Below are 26,151 nucleotides of genomic sequence, written 5' to 3'. Positions count from 1 at the left end.
CTCTGCTATGCGGCCGAGGTGCAGTGGTGCGTCTCAGCGCTCTCCTTCGGACAAATCGACGGAGGAGCCGCTGCCACCATGATCGCCCGAGCGGACGGCGTGGCCAGCAGCCGAGGCACTATGCCGAATGGTCTGAGCACGCTTCATGCGGCGCGCCCAATCAGGCTGCCCTTCGGCCGAGGGTTGCTCGCCCGCTTTCCCACCCCCGAAGGCAGCCGCTGCTCGACGCAAAGGACTCGCCGAAGCGCCAGCCTCCGCGACGCCAGCAAGGCCGCCGCTTCGATAGGCGACCGATGCTCCGCTTATGACAGCGCCGCCACCGCGCGCGGCGCCTGCAATCGCGCCGCCAGCGAGACCAGCGCTGCCGGCGGCGACACCTGCGCCTGCCGCAACAATGCCGCCGGCAGCAAGGCCTGTTCCAATCGCGGCACCCGCGCCGAGCTGGGGTCCGCCCGATACCAGGCCGTTTGCGATACCCGGACCGAAGATACCGAGGCCAAGCAAGGAGAGCGCCGCAAGCACCAGTGTCATCGCGTCTTCGATGGTTGGCTGATTGCCGCCAAAGCCAGCGGTGAACTGCGAGAACAGGGTCGATCCAATCCCGACAATGACGGCCAGCACCAAGACCTTGATTCCGGACGATATGACGTTGCCCAGGACCCGCTCTGCCGCGAAGGTGGTCTTGCCAAACAAGCCAAACGGAATGAGCACGAAGCCGGCCAGCGTCGTGAGCTTGAACTCGATCAGGGTGACAAAGAGCTGGATCGCCAGAATGAAGAAGGCGAGTAGCACCACGACCCATGCGAACAGGAGAACGACGATCTGCACGAAGTTTTCGAAGAAGCTGATGTAGCCCATCAGGTTGGAGATCGAATCGAGCAGCGACCGGCCGGCGTCGAGTCCGACTTGAGCGATCTTTCCAGGTCTCAGGAAATCTGCAGCGGACAGGCCTGCACCCGATGCTTTCAGCCCGAGACCGGCAAAGCTCTCGAAGACGATGCGCGCGAGGCTATTCCAGTTGCCGATGAGGTAGGCGAAGACCCCCACGAAGAGTGTCTTCTTGACGAGGCGCGCGATGATGTCTTCGTCCGGCCCCCAACTCCAAAACAACGCAGCAAGCGTGATGTCGATTGCGGCAAGCGTCGCTGCGAGATACCCAACGTCGCTACCGAGCAGCCCGAAGCCGTTGTCGATATAGCGCGTGAACGTTTCCAGGAACTGGTCAATGATCCCCGTACCCTTCATGGCTTGTTCGCCTCAGGTGACATCAGGTTTGGATATCCCTGCGGAATCCGGCTTTGATCCTTTGGGACAGGTATCGAGCTGGTTGCGTCATCGCGTCCGGAAGCTGTGGCGCTGTCCTTCTTGCCAAGGAAGCGACGCCGGTTTTCAGCCCAAATCTGCTGGCAGTGGCGATAGCCTACCGTCTCCTCCGGAGTGACGCCCCGGCAGTGTACAAGGTCGGCGTTGGCGGCATCGGTCCTCTGCTCCGCCTTCGGCGCCGCCCCAGATTCGTCTCGGCCACGCAGCTGAATCGTGCAGGCCGCGACGGCCACTAGGACGATTGTCGTAAGCAGCGACAGCGCCTTGAATGCTCTTACGTCGGTCATCAGTGGAACATCTGCACATTGGAGGATTGATAGCCCTGTCCTGGTGTCAGGAAACGCCTGAGCTGCTCTCGCCCCTGATCCTGACCCGAGGCGCGCTGAGCCGCTTCGAGGCTCTGCGCCCTGCCCTGCGCCGCCGCGGCCGCTGTGAGATCGGCAAGTTGTTGCGCTTGAAGCGCGAGGATCTGGTTGCCGGCCTGAGTAGCCTGCAAGGCGCCACTGGCACTCTGGCTCGAAGTTACGAGTGCGGACGTCAGGATACGATTGGTGTCGAGGTTGCCAACGATGCCGGCCTGGACGCGAAGCGCGTCCTGCGTTGCCGAGTAAGTATTTTGCCAGCGCGATTGAGCGTTGGAGATCAGCAACTGGTTCGACTGGCTGCCGGTCGCCGGCCCGTAGCTGGTCGAGAAGGCACGATCGATCTGCTGCACGTCGTATGCAATGCGCTGGGCCTGGGCCAGCAATTGCTGGGTGCGCTGGATCGAAGATTGCAGTTGCTGCAATGATGAATACGGCAGGTTTGCCAGATTCCTTGCCTGATTGATCAGCATCTGTGCCTCGTTCTGCAACGAGGTGATCTGATTATTAATCTGTTGGAGCTCCCGCGCGGCCGTCAGAACATTCTGGACGTAGTTGGTGGGATCAAAGACGATCAGCGCCCGTGCGGGCAGCGTAACGCCAAGCAACAGCGCGAAGGCGGCCGTGGTCGCCAACAGGCCAAGAGGTCTCATAGCGATTTCTCCAGATTGACGAGATTCGGGATCAGATCTGTCGCCCAGGCGACGCCACGGTGCTGGAGCCAGGCAGGCACGAAGCCGTCGGGTCCATGTTCGGCGATGAGCTGCGTGATGGCAGCCTGGTCTGTCTTGGAAGAGGCTGCGGTGAATGCGAGCGCAACCTCACCAAGACCAAGTTCGAACATCCGGTTGCCGCGACGAGACTGGCAGTAGTAGTCGCGCTTTGGCGTGGCCCGGCTCAGAAGCTCGATCTGGCGGTCATTGAGGCCGAAGCGGCGGTAGATGGCAGTGATCTGCGGTTCGATCGCCCGTTCGTTCGGCAGCAACAATCGCGTTGGGCAGCTTTCGATGATCGCGGGCGCGATCGCGGATCCATCGATGTCCGAGAGCGACTGGGTGGCGAAGATGACGGACGCGTTCTTCTTCCGAAGCGTCTTCAACCATTCCCGGAGTTGCCCCGCAAAATCCTCGTCGTCGAGGGCAAGCCAACCTTCATCGACAATCAGGAGTGTCGGCCGGCCGTCGAGGTGGTCCCCAATACGATGGAAGAGGTACGCGAGCACGGCCGGCGCTGCACTCGTTCCGATCAAACCTTCGGTCTCAAACGCCTGGACTGAGGCCTCGCCGAGGCGCTCGAATTCGGCATCGAGCAGGCGCCCGGACGGACCGCCGAGGCAATAGGGTTGCAAGGCGCGTTTCAGCGGGTTCGATTGAAGCAGGACGGACAGGCCCGTGATGGTCCGTTCCTCCCTCGGCGCCGAAGCGAGAGATGTCAGCGCCGACCACAGATGATCCTTGACCTCTGGGGTGATCTCGACCTTTTCCCGAGCAAGGATTGCGCAAATCCATTCCGTGGCCCATCCGCGTTCGGAAGGATCATCGATCCAGGCCAGCGGCTGCAGGGCGACGGGTTGTTCACCTCCGTCGGACAATGCGCCGCCGAGATCATGCCAGTCACCGCCCATGGCAAGGGCGGCCGCCCGGATCGAGCCACCGAAGTCAAACGCAAAGACCTGAGAGTTCGGATAACGCCTGAACTGTAGCGCCATCAGCGCGAGCAGCACTGACTTGCCGGCGCCTGTCGGTCCCACCACAAGGGTATGGCCGACGTCACCGACGTGGAGCGAGAATCGGAACGGCGTTGATCCCTCGGTCTTACCGAACAGAAGCGGGGGCCCCTTAAAGTGGAGGTCCCTCGCCTCGCCCGCCCACACGGCCGACATCGGAATCATATGGGCGAGGTTGAGAGTTGAGATCGGCGGCTGCCGCACGTTGGCGTAGACGTGCCCCGGCAAACTGCCGAGCCAGGCTTCAACGGCGTTCACCGTCTCGATCATGCAGGTGAAATCGCGGCCCTGGATGACCTTCTCGACCAGCCTCAGTTTTTCATCGGCAGCACTGGGATCGCGATCCCAGACGGTAACGGTTGCCGTGACAAAGGCCTGTCCGATCTGATCGGACCCCAGCTCCTGCAACGCCGCGTCGGCATCAAGCGCTTTGTTGTGAGCGTCGGTATCGAGCAGCGTCGACGCCTCGTTCGTCATGACCTCCTTGAGGATGGCGCCAATAGACTTTCGCTTAGCAAACCACTGCCGACGAATCTTGGTCAGCAGCTTGGTGGCATCGGTCTTGTCGAGCATGATCGCTCGGGTCGACCAACGATAAGAGAATGGCAGGCGATTCAGATCATCCAGAATTCCCGGGGTCGTCGCGCCCGGAAAGCCGACAATCGTCAGAACCCGCAGGTTGGCTGCCCCCAGCATCGGCTCAAGCCCGCCGGTCAGCGGCTGGTCCGCCAACAGCGCATCGATGTACATAGGAATTTCGGGCACGCGAACCCGATGACGCTTGGTCGAGATCGTCGAGTGCAGGTAGGTCAGCGTGTCCTGATCATCGAGCCAGGCGCATTCGGGCATGAACCCTTCAAATAGCTGCAGCACACGGTTGGTTTGATCGACAAACCCGCGGAGCGCCTCGCGCGCGTCTGCTCCGACTGTTCGATCCCGGCCCTCATAGAGCAACCGCTCTGCCCGGGCAGCGCCCTCTTCCGGGGGCAGGAAGAGGACGGTCAGGAAATAGCTGGACTCATAGTGGGCACCAGCCTCCTCGAATTGCGCACGGCGTTCGGCGTCGACCAGCGCAGACGCGACATCCGGAAAGCTGTTGGGCGGATAAGCGCCCGCAGAATGACGCTGCGCCTCAACGAAGGCGGCCCAGCCGGATCCCAGGCGACGAAGTGCGTTGTTCAGACGGCCGGCGACGCCGACGAGTTCGGCCGGCACCGCGCTGTCGAGGTCAGGCCCCCGAAACTTTGCCGTCCGCTGGAACGAGCCGTCCTTGTTCAGGATGATTCCCTCGTCAACGAGGGCTGCCCAGGGCAGGAAGTCGGCCAGACGCGCGTTGGAATGACGATATTCGGCAAGGTTCATCATGACCGAGAACTCAGAGATTGAGATGACCGGGAATGCGCAGATGCCGGCGCACCACATCGACAAAGGCGGGATCGCGTTTGGCGGCCCAGACGGCGGCCATGTGGCCGATGAACCAGAGGACGAGACCCGCGATCCAGAGCCGCAATCCAAGTCCAAGGGCCGCGGCAAGCGTTCCGTTCACGATCGCGACGGATCGCGGCGCGCCGCCCATCAGGATTGGCTCAGTGAGCGCGCGGTGGACGGGCACGATAAAGCCTGTGACCTGATCATCCATCAGATCACCACGCCGCCGCCGAAGGAGAAGAACGACAGGAAGAAGCTTGAGGCGGCAAATGCGATCGACAGACCGAACACGATCTGGATCAGCCTGCGGAAACCACCTGACGAGTCCCCGAACGCGAGCGTGAGCCCGGTCACGACGATGATGATGACGGCGATGATCTTGGCGACCGGACCTTCAACCGACTGCAATATCTGATTGAGTGGCTGCTCCCACGGCATGTTCGAGCCAGCCGCCCACGCCGGTGCCGACGACAAAAGCACCGCGCCGAAGGCGGCCAACGATGCACCTCGAAGAAAGCGAAATTTCTGACGCATGTCAGTCTCCTGCTGATGAAAGGTTGTAATCACCGGCGGCCCCGAGCCCGGTGACGATGGCGAGCTCAGCGAGACGACGGTCAGCGCCGCGACCCGCGAGGACAGCGACGAGGTCGATGGTCTCGGCGATCAGGGCGCGGGGAACCGTGATGACGGCTTCCTGGATGAGTTGCTCGAGCCGCCGCAGCGCACCGAGCGCGCTACCCGCATGAATCGTGCCGATGCCGCCGGGATGGCCTGTGCCCCATGCCTTGAGCAGATCGAGTGCTTCGGCACCACGAACTTCGCCGACCGGAATGCGGTCAGGACGCAGTCGCAGCGAGGAGCGAACGAGATCCGATAGCGTGGCCACACCATCTTTGGTCCGCAAAGCCACTAGATTGGGCGCCTTGCACTGAAGCTCACGCGTATCTTCGATCAGCACGACCCGATCGGAGCTCTTTGCCACCTCGGCCAGGAGCGCATTCGTCAATGTTGTCTTGCCGGTCGATGTCCCACCGGCGACCAGAATGTTCTTCCGTGCGGCGACCGCGTTCTGCAGGAACTTGGCCTGCTCCGAGGTCATGATCCCCCTGCCGACGTAGTCATCGAGCGTGAACACAGCGACAGCGGGCTTGCGGATCGCAAAGGCCGGTGCCGCAACGACCGGAGGCAAGAGACCTTCGAATCGCTCGCCGGTCCCGGGCAATTCGGCCGAGACCCGCGGCGAGCCGGCATGCACCTCCGCACCTACGTGGTGCGCTACCAGACGAACAATGCGCTCGCCGTCCGCCGCCGACAGAGTTTCGCCTGTGTCGATCAGGCCATTCGACAACCGATCGATCCACAACCGCCCATCCGGATTGAGCATCACCTCGATGATCGCTTCGTCTTCGAGGTAGCCGGCAATCGCAGAGCCAAGCGCGCTGCGCAGCATTCGCGCGCCGCGCGAACTCGCTTCCGATTGAATGGAATGGATTGCCACCGTTCGCCCCCACCGAATGAGGACGTCCAACGAGCGTCCTCATATGGGGATGATTAGAAAAGGCACCGACGGACTTGGCGCAACAAGCGGCTTCAGTGATCGTAGACTAGCGTAGAAAAAGAAAGACTGAGAACTGATGTTTGAGGCCTACTCAACCGTATTGTACTCGGCGAGCTACCACTCACCACTCCGCATCGTCATCCGCGGGAAGGAGGATGAGCGAATCCTCATACGAGCTTACCGAAACGACAAGATCGAAAACATCAGCCGGCACCAAGAACGGAATCGGCCTCATCCGCGAAGCTAGGTATCCGGCCCAAGGCAGCGCGAACCAGAGCAGCGCCGCGATCTGAAGTGCTACGTTGAGACCGAACGCGACTTGATAGGCTTGGACGGGCCTATGGCCACCATTCGCAGACCATTGCTCCAGGATCAGGCCAGTCCCGAATTGAGCCAAAAATGCCCAACCGAAGTGCAGGACGTTTAGGGCGCCATTGGCGCGACCAGCTAGCTCAGGCGGAAAGTAATCCGCTATCACCGCGAAGCTGGCCACAGTTGCCGTTCCGACAATGGCGACAACGGACCAGAGCACAATGGACGGCAGAGGCGCTCGCAAGATCAAGGCCAACTCAGCTGCGACAAACAGAACTGATACCATCACTAGAATCGTCTCCGTCCCGATTCCCCTCCGTTTGATGTAATGGACCGTCGTACCGAAGAACCAGGCACCGCAGCTCAAGACGATCGACATCGTAAGAAGCTGTCGGACCAAACCTGCGCGATCAAGCCCCTCGACGTCTGTCAGCCATGGCGATGCCCACAAACCTTGCAGAGACCAGGCTGATCCAATGCAAGTCGCCGACAACGGTGCGATTCGCCAGAAGCGCCGATCGCCGAAAACGGAGCCAAGGGTTGCGTGCGCGGTTGATGGGACAATGGGTCGTTCAGGCACGACGACATAGATGAGAATGGCCGTCACACCCGTAGCAGCTGCCAGGATCTCAAAGAGCGGCCGCCAGCCCATCCAAGCGAGCAGGTGTTCGACGGGAGTCGTAGCGGTCACCGCTCCTAGCGATCCCAGCATGATCATGTAGCCGTTCAGCAAGGTAACTCGTTCCCTGGGGAACCAAAGGATGATGGACTTCAGTCCTGCCGTCAGTGCCGCGGCCACGCCGAGCCCGATCATTGCGCGCGCGATCAAAAGTGACAGGAAGCTGGTCGATACCGCGAACAGCCCAGCGCCCGCAGCTGCGAGCAAGAGCAGAACACTTTGGACGCGCCGCGGGCCAAAGCGGTCAAGCAATACCCCGATGGGGATCTGAGCGGCCGCGAAAACAAGAAAATAGACCGACGTAAGCAACCCGAGGTCGGCAGTCCCAAGCCCGGTATCCGAACTTAGATGACCGGCGATCAGAGCGTTGATCGTTCGAAATAGATACGAAAGATAGTATCCGGCAGCAAAAGGGAGAAAAACGAACGCGATTCGACGCCATGCTGTTGAGATTTGCATGCTGGCCCCTTTTGCTCTCAGCTCGTGCGAGCCGATAGCGTGTCCAGCTTTTTGTCAGATCGGCTGAATTGCTGCGGTCGTAGACTGGCGTAGAAAAAGAAGGGACGGCGCAAAAGCGTATCCAGGACGCTCAGTCAGGCGTCGTCGGTCGGCTCGTGATAGCGGATATCTTCCGGAATTTCGCGGAGAAAACTTTGCCCCTTTTGCAGACGGCGCCCCAGCGCCTCGACAAATCCTTCAAAGCGTTCCCTGCCCTTTATTTGCGCGGCCGCCTGCGCATCGTTGGGTAGCGGCGGCGTGATCGTCAGCCAGAAACGAATGAACAAAGCCAAGGTCTCGGCCGTCAAACCCACGTCTCGTTCCAGCCTCTGCATCTGACGCGACAGCCGATCCAGGCGACGGGTAAACGCTGCCTCCCGCCTGTCCGCACCGTCCGGAGACAGAAACGAAGCGACGGCCGCTTCCACGATGGCAGACCGGGAAAGTTTCTTGCGATCGGCCAGGTCCGAGATCTGTTTCAGCAGTTCTGGCGGGAAGTAGACGTTCATCCGGTCGCGCATATCGCCTCAGAGCTCCATACCGTCATTCGGGTCTAGGGCGACTTGACGGGCGACACCGCGCATCTGCTGACGCATAAGTCGCGACTGGCGGACCGCATCCTCATCATCGTCAAGAACCGCGGCAAATTCCTCTGCCGGCGTCGGTTCGGTTGTCTCCTTGGCGATCGCGACGTGATCGGGGAGTTCGGGCTCACGACGGAGCCCGCTGTTCGCCGTGTCTTCCCCGGCCTCCGCGGCTTTGTCAGTTGGACCTCCCGTCGGCATCGGCGTTCCGAGCGCTGACCATCCGTCCGTTCGCAATGATCGGGGGGCCGTCGCCGGATCGGGCGGCGGCAGAACCCGCTCGGTGAATCGCCGATCCTCGTAGTAGCGGACCTTCTTCGCCCGGATCGGCGCCGTCCCCGCCACCATGACGATCTCGTCCATCGGCGGAAGCTGCATGACCTCGCCCGGGGTTAGAAGCGGCCTTGCCGTCTCCTGACGCGAGACCATCAGGTGCCCCAGCCACGGGTTCAATCTATGACCGGCGTAGTTCTTCATGGCCCGCATCTCGGTCGCCGTACCCAAGGCGTCGGACACGCGTTTGGCCGTCCGCTCGTCGTTAGTCGCGAAACTGACGCGGACGTGGCAATTGTCGAGGATGGCGTTGTTGGGCCCATAGGCCTTCTCGATCTGATTGAGCGACTGCGCGATCAAGAAACTCTTGATGCCGTACCCCGCCATGAAAGCGAGTGCAGACTCGAAGAAATCAAGCCGCCCAAGAGCCGGGAACTCATCGAGCATCATCAGGACTCGGTGCCGGCGGTCGCGAGCGTGCAAGTCCTCGGTTAGGCGCCGGCCGATCTGATTCAGCACCAGACGGATCAGGGGCTTGGTCCGCGAAATGTCGGAAGGCGGCACCACGAGATAAAGCGTCGTTGGGCGGCTATCTGCGATCAGATCTGCGATCCGCCAGTCGCACTGGGAGGTCACCTTGGCTACCACGGGATCCCGGTAAAGCCCAAGGAACGACATGGCGGTGGACAGAACGCCTGAACGCTCATTCTCGGATTTATTGAGGAGTTCGCGCGCGGTCGAGGCGACCACGGGATGAGCGCCCTGCTCACCAAGATGCGCAGTGGTCATCATCGCCTTCAGCGTCACCTCGATCGGCCGCTTCGGATCGGACAGGAAAGCTGCGACGCCGGCCAGGGTCTTGTCCGCCTCGGCATAGAGGACATGGAGGATGGCGCCGACCAGGAGGGAATGACTGGTCTTCTCCCAATGGTTCCGCTTGTCGAGCGAGCCCTCGGGGTCGACCAGGACATCGGCCACGTTCTGGACGTCGCGAATCTCCCATTCCCCGCGCCGGACTTCGAGGAGCGGATTGTAGGCTGAGGATTTTGGGTTGGTCGGGTCGAACAAGAGGACGCGTCCATGCCGCGAGCGGAAGCCGGCGGTCAGCTGCCAGTTCTCGCCCTTAATGTCGTGAACGATGGCCGAGCCAGGCCAGGCCAGCAACGAAGGAACGACGAGGCCGACACCCTTGCCGGACCGGGTGGGCGCAAAACACAAGACGTGCTCCGGTCCATCATGGCGGAGGTAGTCGCGGTCGAGCTTGCCCAGCACCACGCCATCCGGACCGAGAAGACCGGCCGCTCTGGCTTCCCTCGCATCGGCCCAGCGCGCCGAACCATAGGTCGCGACGTTCGTGGCTTCACGCGCCCGCCACACCGACATGCCGATCGCCACCGCGATCGAAACAAAGGTTCCCGACGCCGCGATGAAGGCCCCTTCGACAAAGACCTGAGGTGCATAGGCGTCGTAGACGAACCACCACCAAAAGAAGACTGGCGGATAGTAGACCTTGAAGCCCAATAGCTCGAACCAGGGCCGCCCAAGTTCCGGTTGCCAGGCGAGCCGCCAAGCCGTCCACTCGGTTGCTCCCCAGATGGCCAGCAAAACGATCAGGCCAACAACGATCACCTGACCCCAGAGGATTTTGGTTCCGGACATCCCGAACGTCCTTCCGCAACTGAACTGGAGAGATGCTAGAGGCCGAGGTCGCGCTTCCGACCAAAGCCCCATTCGATGCCGCCGCCGTCCTTCACGACGCCGGTGACGTGTTGGCCGAGTTTCTTTTCGAGTTCGCGCGACCAGGGCACGAGCTGGAAGCCGAGCCCATTATCGATCATGGCGAAGCGTCCCGAGGCGAGCGTCAGACGCTGGCGATAGGTGCCCGCCACATGCTCCCCGGCATCAGGCTTCACATGAGGCAGGCCGGTGTCGGCCGAGACCTTTGCGGCCACCTCGTCCAGCTCACGTCGGCGCAACGTGTTCAGGAGGTCGCGCTGCAGGATGATGCGTTGGCCCTGCCGCCGCGCCAGACCCTCCTGGATCAGATGCTCGGTACGGGCTTCCATGGCGTCGCGAGTCTCGCGGCCGAATCCGCCCATGGCGAGCGGCATGGATTCGCGTTCGACCAGCCTGTGGTCGAGCCAAGTGGCCCCTCGTGCCGTGATCTGACCACCAAGGTCGAGATCGGAGCGGATCGCCAGCACCACGGTTGGCCGTGGATCGCCGGGTTGACCGAAGCGTCGGACTTCGATGATGCCACCGACCGGTGGCGCCTGTTCGAAGGCCTCGACCCCTCGGAAGCGCACATGATGCGCGCGCCCGTCTGTTCCGTCGATCACGGCATAGGCCTCGCCGGTCAGTTCGTCGTGCAATCCACGGTCGACCAGCCGTCCGACAATCTGGGACGTCGGCGGCCCCCCTTCGATGACGAAGTCGGCAACGCCGCGCGCTTCCCCGCGCTCGGTAAAGGCACGGTGCATGGTCTTGATAATGTCGCCGCGCATGCCGAGATCGCGCAAGCTACGCTCGGCCTCGAGCCCTACCATCCATTCCCCTGGTGCGACGGATGCGGCAAGGCCCATCTTCTCCAGGTGCTGAAGGCGGCCAACCATCAGGCGCCGAATCTCAGGATCGGACTGGCCGGGAACCTCTGGGCGCAGATCGATAAAGCCGGTCTCATCTGCCGCCAACCGGATCTCCCGATCGAGCCGCGTCCATCGTTCCGCCGTGACCTCCCTCTCCAGCGAATTGCGGATCTCGTGCTCCGGTTTTGGACCCAGTTCAATGGCGACCAGCTCCTCGGCGCGTGAGCGCAGACCCTGGCTGATGTAGTCGCGGGAGATCACGAGATCCGCCCCTTCCTCATCTACTCCCCGAACGAGAAGATGGACGTGAGGGTTGTCGGTATTCCAATGATCGACGGCCACCCAATCGAGTCGCGTTCCAAGGTCGGTCTCCATTTGCCTGGCGAGATCGCGGGTGAAGGCCTTGAGGTCGGTCATGTCGCCGGCGTCCTCGGGCGAGATAATGAACCTGAAATGATGCCGATCGTCCTTGCAGCGTTCTGCGAAAGCCGCGCTATCGGCTCGGTCGCAGCCCTCATCGAACATCTCGGCCCGCTCACCACTCCGGGTCACGCCGTCGCGCTTCAGATATGAGAGGTGGGCGGTCAGTGGCGCTGAACGGAAGGCTCGCCCTTTATGACGAACCACGCGCGCCTTCACCACAACGCGCCGCCTCGGGCTGAATAATCTGGCGCGGCTAAAGGACAGGCGCCCGCGGCCAAACGTCGAGCGCCCATAGGCCGCAGAGCGCCTGCCAGCCGCAGCCTGCCCTGAGGTGTGCCCGGCCTTCTTCGCCGCCCGCAGCACCTGGTTGATGAAGCTCTTGGGCTTCGGCGCGCGTGTACTGCGGATTCGCCCGGGCCGGATACGCAGATCGCTGTCGCCCACGCTCACGGCAGGGTCCCCCAACGATCAAAAACACATACGGTGCCGAAAACGCCTTTGATTGCATTGGTAAAAATGTAAAGCGCGGCACGCGCCCCGACCGACCGGCACGCCAGAACCCAAGCCATGCCAATGGCTTGCGGTTCGACCGGCGAGCCCCTTTTATCTCGCCGTCCTGCCGTCCTGGTCTCCAGGTGGCCGGTTCCCGACAGAGCCGGCGCGACTTGGCAGCCAACTCGCGAAGCCCCCACTGCTTCCGCGCACTTGCGATAGCGATCGTTACCCGAAGGGCCGAGACACCCGGAGGGTGGCTCGGTGAGGAGCGAAGCGACGAATAGAGCGCGGGCCGAAGGCATCGCCCGTACGTCCTCAACACGCCCCACTTGCTTGGTGAAGCACACCAAGCTTTGCGAACCCGCACACTCGGTCATTGCGATGCTCCCGAATCCGATCGAGGGACGAACACGCCGCTAGGCCGAGGGACCATCGGCGAAACATCGGGCGCCGAGATTGCGGTCGTGACACCGCTCGATGGCATCAGCGCCAGCAACCGATCGCGCGTTTTCATGAGATCGGATCGCGTGATGAACAGCGTCGCGGCCGCTGATGACTGTCCGCTGGACGTCCACCTCGGCGGCAGTTCGATGGCAAGCAGATTTGCAAGCTTTGCGACGTATGCTCGCGTCTCGTCTGGCAGAGAGCCGCCTGCGAGATGCTCTTCGTAGCGAGTTGGTCCCGCATTGTACGCGGCAAACACACCAGGGAAGCCATACCGATCGAGCAGTTCGCGCAAGTAAGCCGTGCCGGCCATAATGTTGTCGTGCGGGTCGTAGGAGTCGTTCCCGAGATTGTAGCGCTCGCGAAGTTCCGCCCAAGTCGCCGGCATGATTTGCATCAGGCCCATTGCGCCTTTTGGCGATCTGGCGTGCACGTCACCAGCACTCTCGATGCTTTGGACTGATCGGATCCAGTTCGGTGCAATCGCAAAGCGTTGTGAGGCCTCATTGATGAAGCCGGCAAATGAGCGAGCGGTCTGACTGATCGCCGGCTGGGCGGCTGATCCGCCCTGGGCCGAAGCAGCACTGTCGAACGCAGTCAAAAGAAGCATCAGGGGTACGACAGCACAAACGCGCGGGCCCAACTGAGCCAAGCGTGCTGTCGCGCTCGCGCCAGCCTTGCAGACATCGATCGAGACGGAGGAATGATCCAGCAATCGATCGAACAAGGGAATGGCGATGAGAACCCGTCCAATACGCACGCTCACTCCTCCCAGGTCCACACCGGCATCGCACGGCCGATCACGCTAGATGCCGGAAGAAGTCCAAAATACCGGCCATCAAGAGAGTCGTCCGACTGCCAGTTCATCAGAAACAGCTCGCCGTCGCCGACGACGCGGCAGCCTTGCCATTTCGGCAGCGGCCTGCCGCGTCCGTCGCGATCCTTCGCCTCACCCACGGCGATGGCGTCGACTGAAATCGTGAGCCCGCTTCTGCAGACCGTTTGCCCCGGAAGCGCCAAGACCCGCTTGAGCATGGGAACGCCGACCGGAAGATAGCCGTTCAAATCAAGAAAGGTCGCAAGCGGCTCCGGCGGCAGAACGGCGACAAGCTCGGTCACATGGAAGTGCTTCGCCGGTCGTAAGCTGTAGAGACCTATTGGCACGCTCACCGATGCATTCCAGATGTAAAGCGGAAGCGGCTCCAGGACGATTGTCGTGACGATCGCAGCAGCAGTTCCAAACGTCGCGGTGAGTATCTTCAGAGAGCCTGCCATCGCATCACCCTTTGGCGATGGAGCCAGGCCTGATGGCGCGCCTTCGTGTACCGGCGCGGGTTTTCGTTGACGGACAGGCGGTTATGAACGTGATGCCAATGATCAGGCGCGACATCGGCGGGATCGATGCCGAGCGCCTCAACGGCATCGATCATCTGCAGCACGCGCTCGACCTTCGGCCAACCTGACAGCCGTAGCACAATCTCTCCGCCGGGCTTCACATACGGTACAGTCGAGCAGCGCTGTCCCGGCGCGACCGCGCGCAAGATGTCGATGCGCGAAATGATCGTCCCAAAGTCGTTGGAGGTCCAACGGACGAAGGCAAAGATGCTACCGGGCGCAAATGACAGGATACGCCTGTGCCGATCAAGCTTCCGTTCATCGACAATGCGACCGAACCGAACGCGGTTTTCGATGCGCTTCTCGAGCCACAGCACTTCCACTTCGGTGAGATCGCTCATGCCGCCGCTCCCTGAAGCTCGAGCTGGGAGCCACGCGCTTCGGGAGCGGTGAAGTGCGTGTGCGGTCTGTGAACGTCAGCATGAGCGGCGGTCCGGCGTTGCCGGTCACGCGTCATGCAAGTTGCGGTCTGGTCCGTTAGAGGAAATCCGAAGGATTTCTGGTTAGTAAAGTTAGAGCGGCCGGAAAGCGCGGAGAAACAAGCGCATAAGTCCGATTCCGGTCCCCGATAGCACGAGGATCGGGTCCCCGATAGCACGAGGGTTGCGGTCCCCAATAGCACGAGCTGATTCACAGGTTGTCCTTCGAATTTAGAATGAGACCGCGCCGGCGCAGGCGGGCCGTTAAGGGAGCAACAGGCGTTGGCGTAAAGTTCAGCCGGTCGATGCCGTTCGGGTCGCGCGTGAGCACGAGCTGATAGCCAGGCAATGTCTGGCGCTGGACGATCTGGCGCACGTCGTAAGCAAAGTGCTTGAGCGGCGAGAGGATGCCGGACTTGGCATGGAGATGCACAAGGTCAAAGCTCCAGCCGCCATCCTGGCGTCCGCCGTGCTTGCGCACAAGCCGGTAGAGCCAACGCTCAAGCCCGCCCGTCAGATCGAAATAGGCGCGGTCGATCGTCAGCACGAGTGCATCATCGATTACGCCCGCGTAGAACCAATCTGGCAAGATCAGCTCGAGTCCGAACGGACGGCCGTTTGCATCGGCCGTTTCCTTCCACTCGTTGATCCAGTAGAAGCGGTGCCGTCGCCGCTCTGCCGGCTGGCGGATCGATGTCAGCACGGTCGTTGACTGAAGTCTGTCGAGACCCGCCTTCAGCCGGTCGTAGTCACGCGCGCTGGTGCCGCGGCCGACAAACGTCAAAATCTCGTATGGTGTTGCAGCCATCAGGCGCGACGTCTTCAAGCCGGCGTCACGAGCTTCGACGATCTGGGAAGCGGCCCAGATCAAAACGTCCGCATCCCAGATGGTCGCCATGCCGTGTTCCGGAACGGCTTCGACCCGAATTGCGATCGCGCCGGCGCAAAAATCGATCGGCACCACACGCTTTGTCTTGGCGAGGGAAAAGAACGGATACGCCATCAGATCCTGCGCATCGCGAGGCGCAAGATCGCCGGGTAGCGCCCGAAAAAGCTCAAGCTGCTCGCGCTCGGAATGGTGTTTGCGCCGCATGTTCGCTGCTTTCACGCGGCAATCAGCGACGTTCCTGGCCCGCATACGGGCGCAGAACCGGATGCTTTTTGGCGGGTAGTACGGTCCCCTTCCCGGGATCGGATGTCGACGTCTTGGCGCCCCGGTCGGCCCACGCTTTCAGGTCATCGACGGCGTAAACGACACGTCCGCCAATTTTCCGATACGTCGGCCCAGTACCGTATGTGCGGTGCTTCTCCAGCGTGCGACCGGACAGGCCAAGATAACGGGCGGCCTCAGGTGTGCGCAGGAAGCGCGGGGGAAGACCGGCCATCGGATCGGGCATTTGAGGACTCCAGGAGGACAGCGCACTACGCCTGGCTAGGCCGGCGTGTGTGCGGTCATCATGGAGAAGCAGGATCTCGGAGGGGGATGCCGAATGTTAGGGGTAAGATTTTCGGCACCTCTCGGGGACTGCGCTACTCGTCCTTGCGCACGGGCCGCAGGAGTTTGCGGTAACCACCGCGCATCAACGCGAGGCCGCCTTGCACCAGGCGGACCGTTCGATTGCGCAGATCATGCGTCTTTCAGGCGCGATCGGGGATGCGCTTTTTGCCGAACAGTGCTTCGGCGACAACGCGATAACTGCCTCCGGCGCTGTGCGCATCGAGCGCGCGGATCGCGGCGCTCAGACGTTCGCGCCGCTGTTTAGATAGTTGATGAAATGCAGGACCTGGCGCGCGTCCATTCATCGTGCGCCACAGCCGGCGCGCTGCATACGCGCGCGCTTCGAAATCGCCATCAAACGGCAATTCGGCTACGTATGAAGCGCCGAGCGCCGGCGGCTCTTTGGACCAACATGGTGATCTACCACGCCGATGCGCAGCACGGCGTGCCAGCCGTCGGCGGCGCGCCGCACCTGACCTGCTGCAAGGTCAAGCAGCGGTTGAGATGCCGAACTGCGATCGGCGGCCCAAGCAACCTTGACCGGAACGACCGCCGCTAGAACCTCAGGCGCCCAAAAGATCGTCTGCTCGTCGAACGACCTCTGCGGGTCATGGGCGAAAGCAGATACCCCATTTCCTCCTGAATTCGTCAGTCACTTCGCCGTTCTGATTGTTGGCAATCATCACCTCGTACTCACGCCGATAGTCGGCGTTACGACGAAGACATTCCCAGGCGATGTCGGTGACTTCCGCGCCTTGTAGGCTCTTGTAGGAATCCGGCGACCGCCAGTCAAATTCAGGCATTGCTTCCGCCCCATTGCACGCAGCTAACAACGACTGCGGTGCAATAGGTATGAACGAAGCAGTTGTAGGAAGCCCCTAGTTTAGCACCACGTGGTGCACAGGAATGACCACTGGTCAGCAAAAGAAAATCGTTCTGCCTGCAAGTCGCCAGCCAGCGATTTTCTTCTATTTCGAACCAGCGCCGCGTAAGAGGCGGCGCCCTTGCTCCGTCACCCATTTGGCACGCGCAAGATGGCTCTGATATGCGCGCCGCGCACGATCCGGCTCTCGCTCTGGGTCCATATGCAAGATCACTCGAGCCACTTCGCGCCAGTCCGCCCCCTCACTTTCAGCCTGCAGAAGACGCATGTATGTGACGACATGCTGTTCGTCATAGACCGTCAGCGCCGGCTCGTTCGGCGCGACATCCGCGACGTCAGGATCCAGCGGCGGCTTCGACATCAGAGACGACAATATGCGCGAGATTCAAAATCAAATGGCGAGGCACCAGCCTCGCCGGCTCGAACAATTCCCTGCTGTAGCATATGGAATGCCACCTGTTCGGGCGAGCGTTCAAGAAGCTGCATTTCCCATATTTTCCTTAATTGAGGTTCCGTCCGAGACCCTAAACAACCAGCTCCGCGTATTATAACACGTAGCGCCAAAATACGCGATTGCTTCCTATCCTGCGGATGGACATTCGCAAGGTCTTTGGAGCAAACGCGCGTCGATTTCGACTGGCCCTTGGCTTGAGCCAAGAGGCCGTAGCGGAACGCATGGGCGTCGACGGGCCTTTGTAAGCAGCATGGAGCGAGGGCTCCAAAACGCGACACTGCTCACAATCTGGCAGATTGCCCAAGCGTTGGGGGTCAGGCCGGCAGATCTGCTTGAGGAGAAGGTGTCCAAAGCTCGGTCCTGAGCTTCCGCGAGCCGGGCTCGCGACCCGGGAGTCCCGATGTGGACACGCGTTACGACTGCCGATCCAGCTTGCTGGAGTGGCGGCGATCAGGTCTCGAACAGGCGATCTCAGAGGGCGCGCCGGGCACGCCGTCAAACGAAATGTCGCTCAGATCGGTAGCAAGCACTTAGAACAATGGTTCAACGGTCGATCCATCGGCCGAGGGAGAGTTAGAAAGCCCCGCCCAGCGGACCGGACGGGGCTTGGTGGGACGCTCTTACTCGCCGTTCTTGCGCGGTCGCGACCACAGGAGGGTGTAGCCCTCACCGCTTTCGTCATCGAACAGGTTCGCGTAGATCGGCGCGTTGAACGAGGGGTCGTCGAGCTTGAGCGAGAGGTAGTCGCGGCCTTCCTCGGAACGCTTCGACCAGGCGGCCCCGATCTCGGCCCGGCCCACGTAGATGCGGTGGCTGGGAGCGTTTTCGTTGGACCGGTTGGTCTCGGCGACGATGCGGACGCCCTTGGCTTGCAGGCTCAGGGTGACGATCTCGCCCTGGAAATCATTGCCGACCTTCTTGAAAGAACCGATGTTAGCCATGTCACTTCTCCTGTTGTGTTTCGAGCCCGCGACCACCGCGGCCTCGATGGCGATCTAAGGCCGAGGACGATCGGCGACGCACCCGCTCGGGCCGGAGCGCAGCGGAGGACGTCGTTGTGGCGACTTTCTTGTCTCGCGAGGAATGGGCGAAGCCCAGGGGAAGAAAGTCGCATCAACGGCGTTGCGGCTCAGACGATCGAGGCGAAGCCGGTCTTCGGCCAGATCAAGCCATCAACGAGGCCACGTGCGTCCGCGTGCTGAACCACAATCTCTGGAGAAGCGTGGCTATCTCGGTTTTGATGAACAAGAGGTCGGAACGATTCAGCGCGGAAAGAGAAACAATCTCCTGCAAAGGGCGGCATCGTCTGCCAAGAACCGATCGAGGTAACCGCTCTGCCGCGGCTGCGTGGGCCAGACCGAATGTCGGCAGCTTGATCGAGGAGTTCCGAGGAGGACTGCCTCTCCCGCGCTCAGGTTTCGATCATCACCCGTTCAGCGCGCCGAACTACGCGAACCTGTCCTGACGATGAAGGCGGTAAAAGGTCATCCCTCGGGCCATGCGGCCGTAAGAACTGGTTAGGACGGGTTCTCCACCACCCCGCCCGGCTCGAACGGGCCGGTCTTCACCAAAACCATCAAGCGCGTCCATGACGTAACGCCAATGCAAACTGCGCCGAGGCAAGCGAAGACCTCACGCCAAGCCAGCGAAGGCACCTCGATCTGCGATACAGCGAACACCACATGATAGCCGGCGACGGCGGCGGGAAAAGCGAATGCTGTCGCAATCGCGATGCGCAAGGCCAAGGACCGAGTAATAGCGACGGCGACCTGGCCGAGGACGAGCGTCAGCGCGCCGCCAGCCGTGGCGATAAGCAGCGCGCCGATGAGGCCAGCACCGCTCTGAAACGCCGTCATCCCGATACTCAATGCGACGAAGAACGGCAGGGCATACACAGCGAGCGCAAAGATTGCCCAGCAGAACAAGCCAATTCCGAGTGTGTTGAAAACAAGCCCAAGGGCGAGCATGGTGGTGGTTCCATGTGCATAGATCTACCAGTCGCGCCTTCCACCACCACCACGGCGCAACTCTGGATATGAGACCGAAAAGGGGCGGAGTTGCGGCGTGAGCAATTCCGCCTCGATGGCTTGGATGGCGCTCACCCGCCGCCGAACCTCCAGACGGGGATACCGAGTCGCTTCGCCTTGTCGGCGAGGTTGTCCTGGATGCCCGTGCCCGGGAAGTGCATGACGCCGATCGGCAGCAGTTCGAGCATGGCGTCGTTGCGCTTGAAGGGTGCTGCCTTGGCGTGCTTCGTCCAATCGGGCTTGAAGGCGATCTGAGGCACCTTGCGGTTGGTTGCCCATTTGGAGGCGATCAATTCAGCCCCCTTCGGTGAGCCGCCGTGGACCAGGACCATGTCGGAATGCTTGGCGTGAACCTTGTCGAGGCGATCCCAGATCAGATGATGGTCGTTGAAGTCAAGCCCGCCGGTGAGTGCGATCTTCGGGCCCGCCGGCAACATGACCTCGGTTTCGGCGCGGCGCTTGGCCGCGATAAAATCGCGGGAGTCGATCATAGCTGCCGTCAGCGTGCGATGGTTCACCAGTGATCCCGATCGGGGACGCCAGAATGAGCCGGTCTGGGTCTCGAAGCGCTCGATGGCCTGGTCACGGAAGAGCTCCAGGCAGTTGCGGCGCTCGATCAGAGAGATGCCTTCCGCCGTCACGCGCTCGAGTTCGACCGATCGAACTTCGGAGCCGTCTTGCTCGCGCTGGCGCTTCTGCTGCGCTTGTTCGTTGTCGTCGAGCTGGCGTCCGATGCGGTCGACGGCTCGGTGGAACAGGTTGACGGTCGACCAGAGCAGATCGTCGAGGTCTGGTTCAAGCCGGGTGTCGCTCAACGTCGCGACCAGGGCATCGAATATATCGGCGACGGCGCCGGCGATGATCCTGCCCTCGGGGAGCGGCCGTGGATCAGGCTGATCGTCGAACGGGCGATAGCCGAAAAGTTGCAGTTCGGTGAGAACGTGATCGGTCGGAGAAGAGACGTGCGGCAGTTCGATGTCATCATGGTCGGTCATGGAGGCGATCCTTTGCCGGATCGGCCGCGACAATCGCGGCCTTCGTGGCGATCACTCAGAGGCAGGCGGAGCGGGCCAGAACCCGGAGCGGCTTGTCCGCCGAAGCCCGGAGGGCGTAGGCGGAAGCGGAGGGCCGAAGCGCAGCGGAGGATGGCGGAGGCTGGCTATTTTGCTTCGCGATGCAAAGCGCGCCGGCCACATAAATAATGTGTCTTCCCATCGCCGGCGCGCGGCGGAAAATGGCCGGACGCAGCCATTGCCGGCCCGAACCGCTTGCCGTCCGATCGCCCTCAAGAAGGCCGTGGTCGCGTCCTCTTCCGGCATTGGCCTCGTCACTACTGACCTGTCGACGCCGATCGAATGACCCGGGCTATTCCGCGGCTACCGTCGACGAATGCAGGAAGCGGACGACGTCCTCTGGTACGAGTTGCAGCCGCAATGCTTCTCGGAGGGCCCTGAACCCGAAGGTGTGCAGATCTTCGTTGAAGTCGCCAAGCCGGGGCGACAAAGCGATCGCTTCAATGCCGACGTCTTCCGCGCGCTGGGTGAGAATAGCCTGTACAGCATCTCCGGCGGCATCTGCGTCGCGGGCGATATAGAGTCGGCGTAGGCCAGAAGGCAGCAACATGGCTGAGAGGTGATTTGCCGAGAGCGCAGCGGTCATGGGCAGGGTCGGCAGTGCGTACCGCAGTGACAGCATGGTCTCGATGCCCTCGCCGGCCGCGAGCACATCGTCCACCGCGCCGAAGTGAACGGCGTTGCCGAGCAGGTCGCCCATCGCACGTCGTGGTGTGTCGATCGGAGCCTTGCCGAGCCGCACACGATCAAAGCCGTGTGGATCTAACCAGGTGCGATGCACACCGGTGATCCGTCCCTCGAGGTCCGTGACAGAGGCTATCATCGCCGGCCAGGTTTCGGTCGGCAAGAGCTCGTCCGGCCGGTAATAGCAACGCGGGTGGAAGCGGAGGCTGCCACCATGGTTGATGCAAGTAATCCCGCGACGCTGCAAGTACGCCTCGGCTAGCGTCCCTTCAATCGGGCTGGATATCGCAAAAAGCCGACGAGCGGCTTCCTGCGATCCGGCCGGCGCGACTGAACGAATGGGTTTCGCAGCGAATTGCTGCTCTGAACGAGGCAGCTTTAGAAACCGCCTCGCCTCCTCGGCGACCTCGCGAAAGTCTCGCAGGGCCAGGCTTTCGCGAATGATGTCGAGGAGATCGCCATGCTCCCCGGTCGCGGCATCGGTCCACTTGCCGGCTGGGCCCTTCGACGATTCCTGGAGCCGCACAAATAGCGAGCGACCAGGGGTGTTGTGTACGTCGCCGACCACCCAGTACCGCCCCGCCCGTTTGCCATGGGAGAGATAGTGTCTGCACACCGCCTCCGCGTCACGCGCGAGGCGGTGTGCCAGTTCGGAGGCATCGCGGGACATCACGCGGCCTCCCGCTCACTGATGCCTGCAACCGGATAGGTGTCGAGCACCCTCGACAGGACCTCGATGCCGCTCGCGTCTGTGGGCACGAACATGCGCAGCTTCCAAGAGATGATCTCCCCAAAGAGGCCGTAAACACGGAGGCGATCACGCATCGTGTCGTTGAATCCCGACAGCTCGATGCGATATGCACCCATCACCCGGACGCGGCGAAGCTGGAGCCCCTCCGCAAGATCGAGGACGGTGCGTCCTTCCATCAGCGCGGCAAAGGCAGCGTCCGGCGTCAGCGCGGGCGCGTCCGTCGCAAGGACGTTTGCGACCCACGCCGCAGAAACCCTGCGGCCGATGACGCGTTCGCCCGTATCGGTCTGAAGCCGACAGACGCGGGTCGATTCGTTCGGCAGCCGCTTCCAGATCGGTAGCAGCAAGCCCGCGACGATGTGTATCGTGCTTTCCGTGAACTCGGGCACCTCGGCAAGCTCCGCCAGCCAGGTCGAGGCAAAACGTTCACGATCCGCTTCGTCCCAATGACTTTCGGCCATGATGGTCAAGGGGACCGTGTGCTGATCCATCGGCCGGATCAGACGGACGCGCCGCTCGATCTCGCCGTTGTCGAGCATGACGCTCGCCGCGGGGACCTGCACGGCGGCTCGTCCCGATCGCTCATTGACCAGCAGGACGGCCTGACGATCGGAAAGACGAGCATGAGCGTCATCCAGGCTCACCGGATGATTGCGCTGGCGCTGGGTGACCGTGAGCAGCCGGGTCTTGGCGCCGGTGCCCGGATGGTCATAGATCGTCCGCCGGTCGGTGACGACAAAGCTTTCGGCACGGAGCGTTTCCAGCCCGACGTCGTAGGTACCCGACGCGACCGCGCCCTCGATCCGAGCGGTCAAGAGCTGCTCGAAGGCGGTGAAAAGCACATTCTGGAGTTCGATGGTGAGCGCGAGCAACCTGTTCAGGAAGGTCGTGATCGGTGGCAGGTCGTCCCTCAGCCCATTGGTATCGTTCAGCTTCAGACCGGTCGCATCCTCGAACCTCCCAAGCGAGCATCCCTCGACCTTGCCTCGCGCGAGCAAGATGTAGAGCTGACGCAACGCATCACGCCCGTACTGGCTTTCGAGATTGTCTTCGGGGCGGAACAAGCCCTGCCCTCCGGTCTGCCGCTGGCCCCGCGTGATGGCGCCCAGTGTGTCGAGCCGGCGTGCAATGGTGCTGAGAAAGCGCTTTTCGGCTTTCACATCTGTCGCGATCGGACGAAATAGCGGTGGCTGCGCCTGGTTGGTCCGGTTCGTGCGGCCGAGGCCCTGGATCGCGGCATCGGCCTTCCAGCCCGGCTCGAGCAAGTAATGGACCCGCAGCCTCCGATTCCGGGCCGACAGTTCGGCGTGGTAGCTCCTTCCCGTACCGCCCGCGTCGGAGAACACGAGGATACGCTTGACGTCATCCATGAAGGCCGAGGTTTCGGCGAGGTTGGCCGAACCGGCTCGGTTTTCGACGACCAACCGGTCGCCCTCGCGAACGATGCGGCGCGAGCGGCCCGTCACCTCGGCGACCAGTTCGGTGCCGAAGCGCTGGATGACCTGATCCAGCGCGCCAGGTACCGGCGGTAGTGATGCAAGCTTCTCGATGAGGCGGTCGCGTCGTGCGACGGCTTCCCGGCTCTCGACGGGCTGGCCGTCGCGATAGACAGGCCGGGAGCAGAGGTTGCCCTCCGAGTCGGTGAAGGGCTCGTAGAGCTGGACCGGAAAGGAGTGGGCGAGATAGTCGAGTACATACTCGCGCGGCGTGATGTCGACCTGGACGTCGCCCCACTCTTCGGTGGGGATCTCAGCGAGCCGGCGCTCCATCAGCGCTTCGCCCGTCGACACGATCTGGATGACCGCAGCGTGTCCAGCCTCAAGGTCGCGCGCGATCGAACGGATCAGCGACGGTGTCTTCATCGAGGTCAAGAGGTGCCCGAAGAAGCGCTGCTTGGCGCTTTCAAAGGCGGACCGGGCCGCGGACTTCGCTTGTCCGTTCAGCGGTCCGGTCTCGCCGGTGATGTTGGCGGCCCGCATCGCGGCGTCGAGGTTGTTATGGATGATACCGAACGCATCGGCATAGGCGTCATAGATGCGAACTTGCTCGGGCGTCAGCTGGTGTTCGACGAGCTCGTACGCGACGCCCTCGTAGGACAATGAACGGGCCGCGTAGAGACCGAGCGCCTTGAGGTCCCGAGCCAGCACCTCCATCGCCGCGACGCCGCCCTCCTCGATTGCTTCGACGAACTCGGCACGGGTGGCGAACGCGAAGTCAGCGCCGCCCCAAAGGCCGAGGCGTTGGGCATAAGCCAGGTTGTGGACCGTGGTGGCGCCCGTCGCCGACACATAAACTACGCGGGCATTCGACAGCGCGTGCTGGAGCCGCAGGCCCGCACGGCCCTGCTGAGAGGCCGCCTGTTCACCGCGCTCGCCCTTGCCCCCAACCGCATTCTGCATGGCGTGGCTCTCGTCGAAGACAATCACTCCGTCGAATTCCGAACCCAACCATTCGACGATCTGCCTGACACGCGAAAGCTTTTCGCCGCGCTCGTCGGTCCGTAGCGTGGCGTAGGTGGTAAAAAGGATGCCTTCCGAGAGCCGGATCGGGGTGCCCTGGCGAAACCGGGACAAGGGCGTAACGAGCAGGCGCTCCATCCCGAGCGCGGACCAATCGCGCTGCGCGTCCTCGATCAGCTTGTCGGATTTGCTGACCCAGACGGCACGTCGGCGGCCCTTGAGCCAATTGTCGAGCAGAATCCCGGCGACCTGCCGTCCCTTGCCCGCACCGGTGCCATCGCCCAAAAACCAGCCGCGGCGAAAGTGGACAGCATTCTCTGCATCGTCGCGTGCTGCAGCCACAACGTCAAAAGTCGCATCGACTGTCCAGGAACCTGCAAGGAATTCGGAATGCGCCTCGCCGGCAAAGATAACGCTCTCGAGCTGAGCATCCGACAGAACTCCGTCGGCCATGACAGTGGCCGGCAGGTGCGGACGATAGGATGGCTTCGGTGGCGCAACGGACGCCATCGCGGCAGACTGCACGAGCTTGGTCGGATGTGCGCATGATCCGGGAATGCAGATGGACTGTAGTCCATATTCCTCATAAAGCGCATCCGTCAGCCGGGCGCCTTCCGGCGGGGACCATTCGACCGTCTCGTAGATCAGTTCTGCGCCTACTGGCGCGGCGTCGCTCGAAGTGGACGAGATGCGTGGTGCAACGGCGCTGACCGATCGCGACATCGCTGGTCGTCCGATAGCGGCGATCTCCGATGGCTGGGCGACGGGCAGCCTTGGAGGCACATGCTGGCTTACCCAGTCAAGCAAGGTGGCGACATCGCCCGCCATGCCTGGCGAGGTGGGAAAAGCCGTCGGATCGGCAGCGGGCAGCTTGTCGATCACAAGCAGCCTCGTATCTGTCTGAGTGCCATGCTTGGCGTAGACGGACCCGTCGATGGCCGCAGAAAACACCACCCGTCCGCGTTCCTGGAGGCGAACGAAGGCATCTCGCCATGCCGGATTGTCCGGCGCGAAGCTTGCGCCGGCGATGGCGACGAGGCGTCCACCGTCGCAAAGACGCGCGAGCGCCGAGGCGACGTGGTGGAGAGCCGCGTCCGCCATCCGTCGATCGACGTTCGCCACCGCCGAGAACGGCGGGTTCATCAGGACGACGCTCGGTACGACACTCGTATCGAGGTGATCATCGATCTGGGCGGCGTCGAACCGCGTGACCTGAACGTTGGCGAAGAGATGGCCGAGCAGCTCTGCGCGCGCCTCGGCCAACTCGTTCAACACCAAGGCGCCGCCGGCGAGCTCTGCAAAGACGGCGAGCAGGCCCGTCCCCGCGGATGGCTCCAGAACGCGATCGGCAGGCGTAATGCCGGCTGCGGTACATGCCGCCAGCCCGAGCGGGATCGGCGTCGAGAATTGCTGGAATTCCTCGCTCTCCAGGGAACGCCTTGTATGGCTCGGAAGCAGGCTCGCGATCTTCGCCAGCATCGGCAGCATGGCGGGCGGCGAGCCGGCCCTGGCGCGGATGCCCGAGCCGAACTTGCGGAGGAACAGGACGGTCGCCACCTCGCAGACGTCATAGGCGGTCTTCCAGTTCCAGACCCCGGCTGCGTCGGAGGCGCCGAAGGCAGCCTCCATGGCGCAACGCAGGGCAGCGGCATCAATGCGACGGCCCCGCTCGAGATCGGTCAAGAGCTGTCGCGCGGCCCTGACAGCAGCAGAGGTGAGACTTGCAGCGGCACGCATCGAGAGCGGCGCGGCGGCAGCGCCGCCGGCGAGAGATTCGGTCATGGCAGGATGTCTTTCGGAGAGCAGGAATGGGTCGAA

Annotated in this window: 23 protein-coding genes and 1 pseudogene; all 24 read right to left on the bottom strand. The window is 62.3% G+C overall.

Annotated features, from left to right (window positions below):
• Window positions 1-33 precede the first annotated feature (33 nt).
• Window positions 34-1,245, bottom strand: coding sequence for a P-type conjugative transfer protein TrbL (trbL, locus tag GGD62_RS20720; RefSeq protein WP_183709916.1), 1,212 nt, complete (start codon window positions 1,243-1,245; stop codon window positions 34-36).
• On the bottom strand, window positions 1,242-1,610 hold the full coding sequence (gene trbK-alt, locus GGD62_RS20715; protein ID WP_183709915.1) for a putative entry exclusion protein TrbK-alt: 369 nt from the start codon (window positions 1,608-1,610) through the stop codon (window positions 1,242-1,244). The genes trbL and trbK-alt overlap by 4 nt, the downstream gene beginning before the upstream one ends.
• Entirely contained in the window at window positions 1,610-2,338 is a 729-nt protein-coding gene (gene trbJ, locus GGD62_RS20710; protein ID WP_183709913.1) for a P-type conjugative transfer protein TrbJ, read from the bottom strand. Before trbJ ends, trbK-alt begins: the two co-directional genes overlap by 1 nt.
• Complete coding sequence (gene trbE, locus GGD62_RS20705; RefSeq protein WP_183709911.1) at window positions 2,335-4,776, bottom strand: conjugal transfer protein TrbE; 2,442 nt, start codon at window positions 4,774-4,776, stop codon at window positions 2,335-2,337. Before trbE ends, trbJ begins: the two co-directional genes overlap by 4 nt.
• Before the next feature lie 10 nt (window positions 4,777-4,786).
• Window positions 4,787-5,050 (bottom strand): VirB3 family type IV secretion system protein, encoded by a 264-nt coding sequence (locus tag GGD62_RS20700; RefSeq protein ID WP_183709909.1) that lies wholly within the window; start codon window positions 5,048-5,050, stop codon window positions 4,787-4,789.
• The gene (locus GGD62_RS20695; protein WP_183710237.1) at window positions 5,050-5,373 is read right to left on the bottom strand and encodes a TrbC/VirB2 family protein; all 324 of its coding nucleotides are present in this window, start codon (window positions 5,371-5,373) and stop codon (window positions 5,050-5,052) included. Before GGD62_RS20695 ends, GGD62_RS20700 begins: the two co-directional genes overlap by 1 nt.
• A gap of 1 nt (window position 5,374) precedes the next feature.
• Window positions 5,375-6,289 carry a P-type conjugative transfer ATPase TrbB gene (trbB, locus tag GGD62_RS20690; RefSeq protein WP_183237137.1) on the bottom strand — a complete coding sequence of 305 codons (915 nt, stop codon included), beginning with the start codon at window positions 6,287-6,289 and terminating at the stop codon, window positions 5,375-5,377.
• A gap of 229 nt (window positions 6,290-6,518) precedes the next feature.
• Window positions 6,519-7,847 carry a nitrate/nitrite transporter gene (locus GGD62_RS20685; RefSeq protein ID WP_183709907.1) on the bottom strand — a complete coding sequence of 443 codons (1,329 nt, stop codon included), beginning with the start codon at window positions 7,845-7,847 and terminating at the stop codon, window positions 6,519-6,521.
• Between the two features lie 134 nt (window positions 7,848-7,981).
• A complete protein-coding gene (locus GGD62_RS20680; protein ID WP_183260349.1) occupies window positions 7,982-8,407 on the bottom strand; it encodes a CopG family transcriptional regulator in 426 nt (141 codons plus the stop codon).
• 6 nt (window positions 8,408-8,413) lie between these two features.
• On the bottom strand, window positions 8,414-10,402 hold the full coding sequence (locus GGD62_RS20675) for a conjugal transfer protein TraG (protein WP_183709905.1): 1,989 nt from the start codon (window positions 10,400-10,402) through the stop codon (window positions 8,414-8,416).
• Window positions 10,403-10,437: 35 nt separating this feature from the next.
• A complete protein-coding gene (locus tag GGD62_RS20670) occupies window positions 10,438-12,201 on the bottom strand; it encodes a DUF3363 domain-containing protein (protein ID WP_183709903.1) in 1,764 nt (587 codons plus the stop codon).
• 418 nt (window positions 12,202-12,619) lie between these two features.
• Window positions 12,620-13,456, bottom strand: coding sequence for a lytic transglycosylase domain-containing protein (locus tag GGD62_RS20665; RefSeq protein WP_409333956.1), 837 nt, complete (start codon window positions 13,454-13,456; stop codon window positions 12,620-12,622).
• Complete coding sequence (locus GGD62_RS20660) at window positions 13,453-13,965, bottom strand: S26 family signal peptidase (protein WP_183709901.1); 513 nt, start codon at window positions 13,963-13,965, stop codon at window positions 13,453-13,455. The genes GGD62_RS20665 and GGD62_RS20660 overlap by 4 nt, the downstream gene beginning before the upstream one ends.
• Entirely contained in the window at window positions 13,950-14,426 is a 477-nt protein-coding gene (locus GGD62_RS20655; RefSeq protein ID WP_183709899.1) for a DUF2840 domain-containing protein, read from the bottom strand. The genes GGD62_RS20660 and GGD62_RS20655 overlap by 16 nt, the downstream gene beginning before the upstream one ends.
• 289 nt (window positions 14,427-14,715) lie before the next feature.
• Window positions 14,716-15,597: a replication initiator protein A gene (locus GGD62_RS20650; RefSeq protein ID WP_183710233.1), complete on the bottom strand. Its 882-nt coding sequence runs from the start codon at window positions 15,595-15,597 to the stop codon at window positions 14,716-14,718.
• A gap of 22 nt (window positions 15,598-15,619) precedes the next feature.
• Window positions 15,620-15,901 carry an AlpA family transcriptional regulator gene (locus GGD62_RS20645; RefSeq protein ID WP_092295092.1) on the bottom strand — a complete coding sequence of 94 codons (282 nt, stop codon included), beginning with the start codon at window positions 15,899-15,901 and terminating at the stop codon, window positions 15,620-15,622.
• 133 nt (window positions 15,902-16,034) lie between these two features.
• Window positions 16,035-16,307 (bottom strand): annotated as a pseudogene (locus GGD62_RS40865) (DUF2285 domain-containing protein).
• 303 nt (window positions 16,308-16,610) lie between these two features.
• Window positions 16,611-16,805, bottom strand: a complete 195-nt coding sequence (locus tag GGD62_RS20635; RefSeq protein WP_183709897.1) for a transcriptional regulator domain-containing protein — start codon at window positions 16,803-16,805, stop codon at window positions 16,611-16,613.
• A gap of 165 nt (window positions 16,806-16,970) precedes the next feature.
• Window positions 16,971-17,246, bottom strand: coding sequence for a DUF2285 domain-containing protein (locus GGD62_RS20630; RefSeq protein WP_183709894.1), 276 nt, complete (start codon window positions 17,244-17,246; stop codon window positions 16,971-16,973).
• A 713-nt stretch (window positions 17,247-17,959) separates the two neighbouring features.
• Window positions 17,960-18,280, bottom strand: a complete 321-nt coding sequence (locus GGD62_RS20625) for a DUF736 domain-containing protein (protein ID WP_179734561.1) — start codon at window positions 18,278-18,280, stop codon at window positions 17,960-17,962.
• Window positions 18,281-18,856: 576 nt separating this feature from the next.
• Window positions 18,857-19,306 carry a hypothetical protein gene (locus tag GGD62_RS20620; RefSeq protein ID WP_183709892.1) on the bottom strand — a complete coding sequence of 150 codons (450 nt, stop codon included), beginning with the start codon at window positions 19,304-19,306 and terminating at the stop codon, window positions 18,857-18,859.
• A 131-nt stretch (window positions 19,307-19,437) separates the two neighbouring features.
• Window positions 19,438-20,361: a DUF2493 domain-containing protein gene (locus tag GGD62_RS20615; RefSeq protein ID WP_183709890.1), complete on the bottom strand. Its 924-nt coding sequence runs from the start codon at window positions 20,359-20,361 to the stop codon at window positions 19,438-19,440.
• 370 nt (window positions 20,362-20,731) lie between these two features.
• Window positions 20,732-21,793: a toprim domain-containing protein gene (locus GGD62_RS20610; protein WP_183709888.1), complete on the bottom strand. Its 1,062-nt coding sequence runs from the start codon at window positions 21,791-21,793 to the stop codon at window positions 20,732-20,734.
• Window positions 21,793-26,115 carry a strawberry notch-like NTP hydrolase domain-containing protein gene (locus tag GGD62_RS20605; RefSeq protein ID WP_183709886.1) on the bottom strand — a complete coding sequence of 1,441 codons (4,323 nt, stop codon included), beginning with the start codon at window positions 26,113-26,115 and terminating at the stop codon, window positions 21,793-21,795. Before GGD62_RS20605 ends, GGD62_RS20610 begins: the two co-directional genes overlap by 1 nt.
• Between the last annotated feature and the right edge of the window lie 36 nt (window positions 26,116-26,151).

Source organism: Bradyrhizobium sp. ERR14 (assembly GCF_014198235.1).
Lineage (GTDB): Bacteria > Pseudomonadota > Alphaproteobacteria > Rhizobiales > Xanthobacteraceae > Bradyrhizobium.
This window is presented reverse-complemented; position numbering and strand designations above follow the sequence as displayed.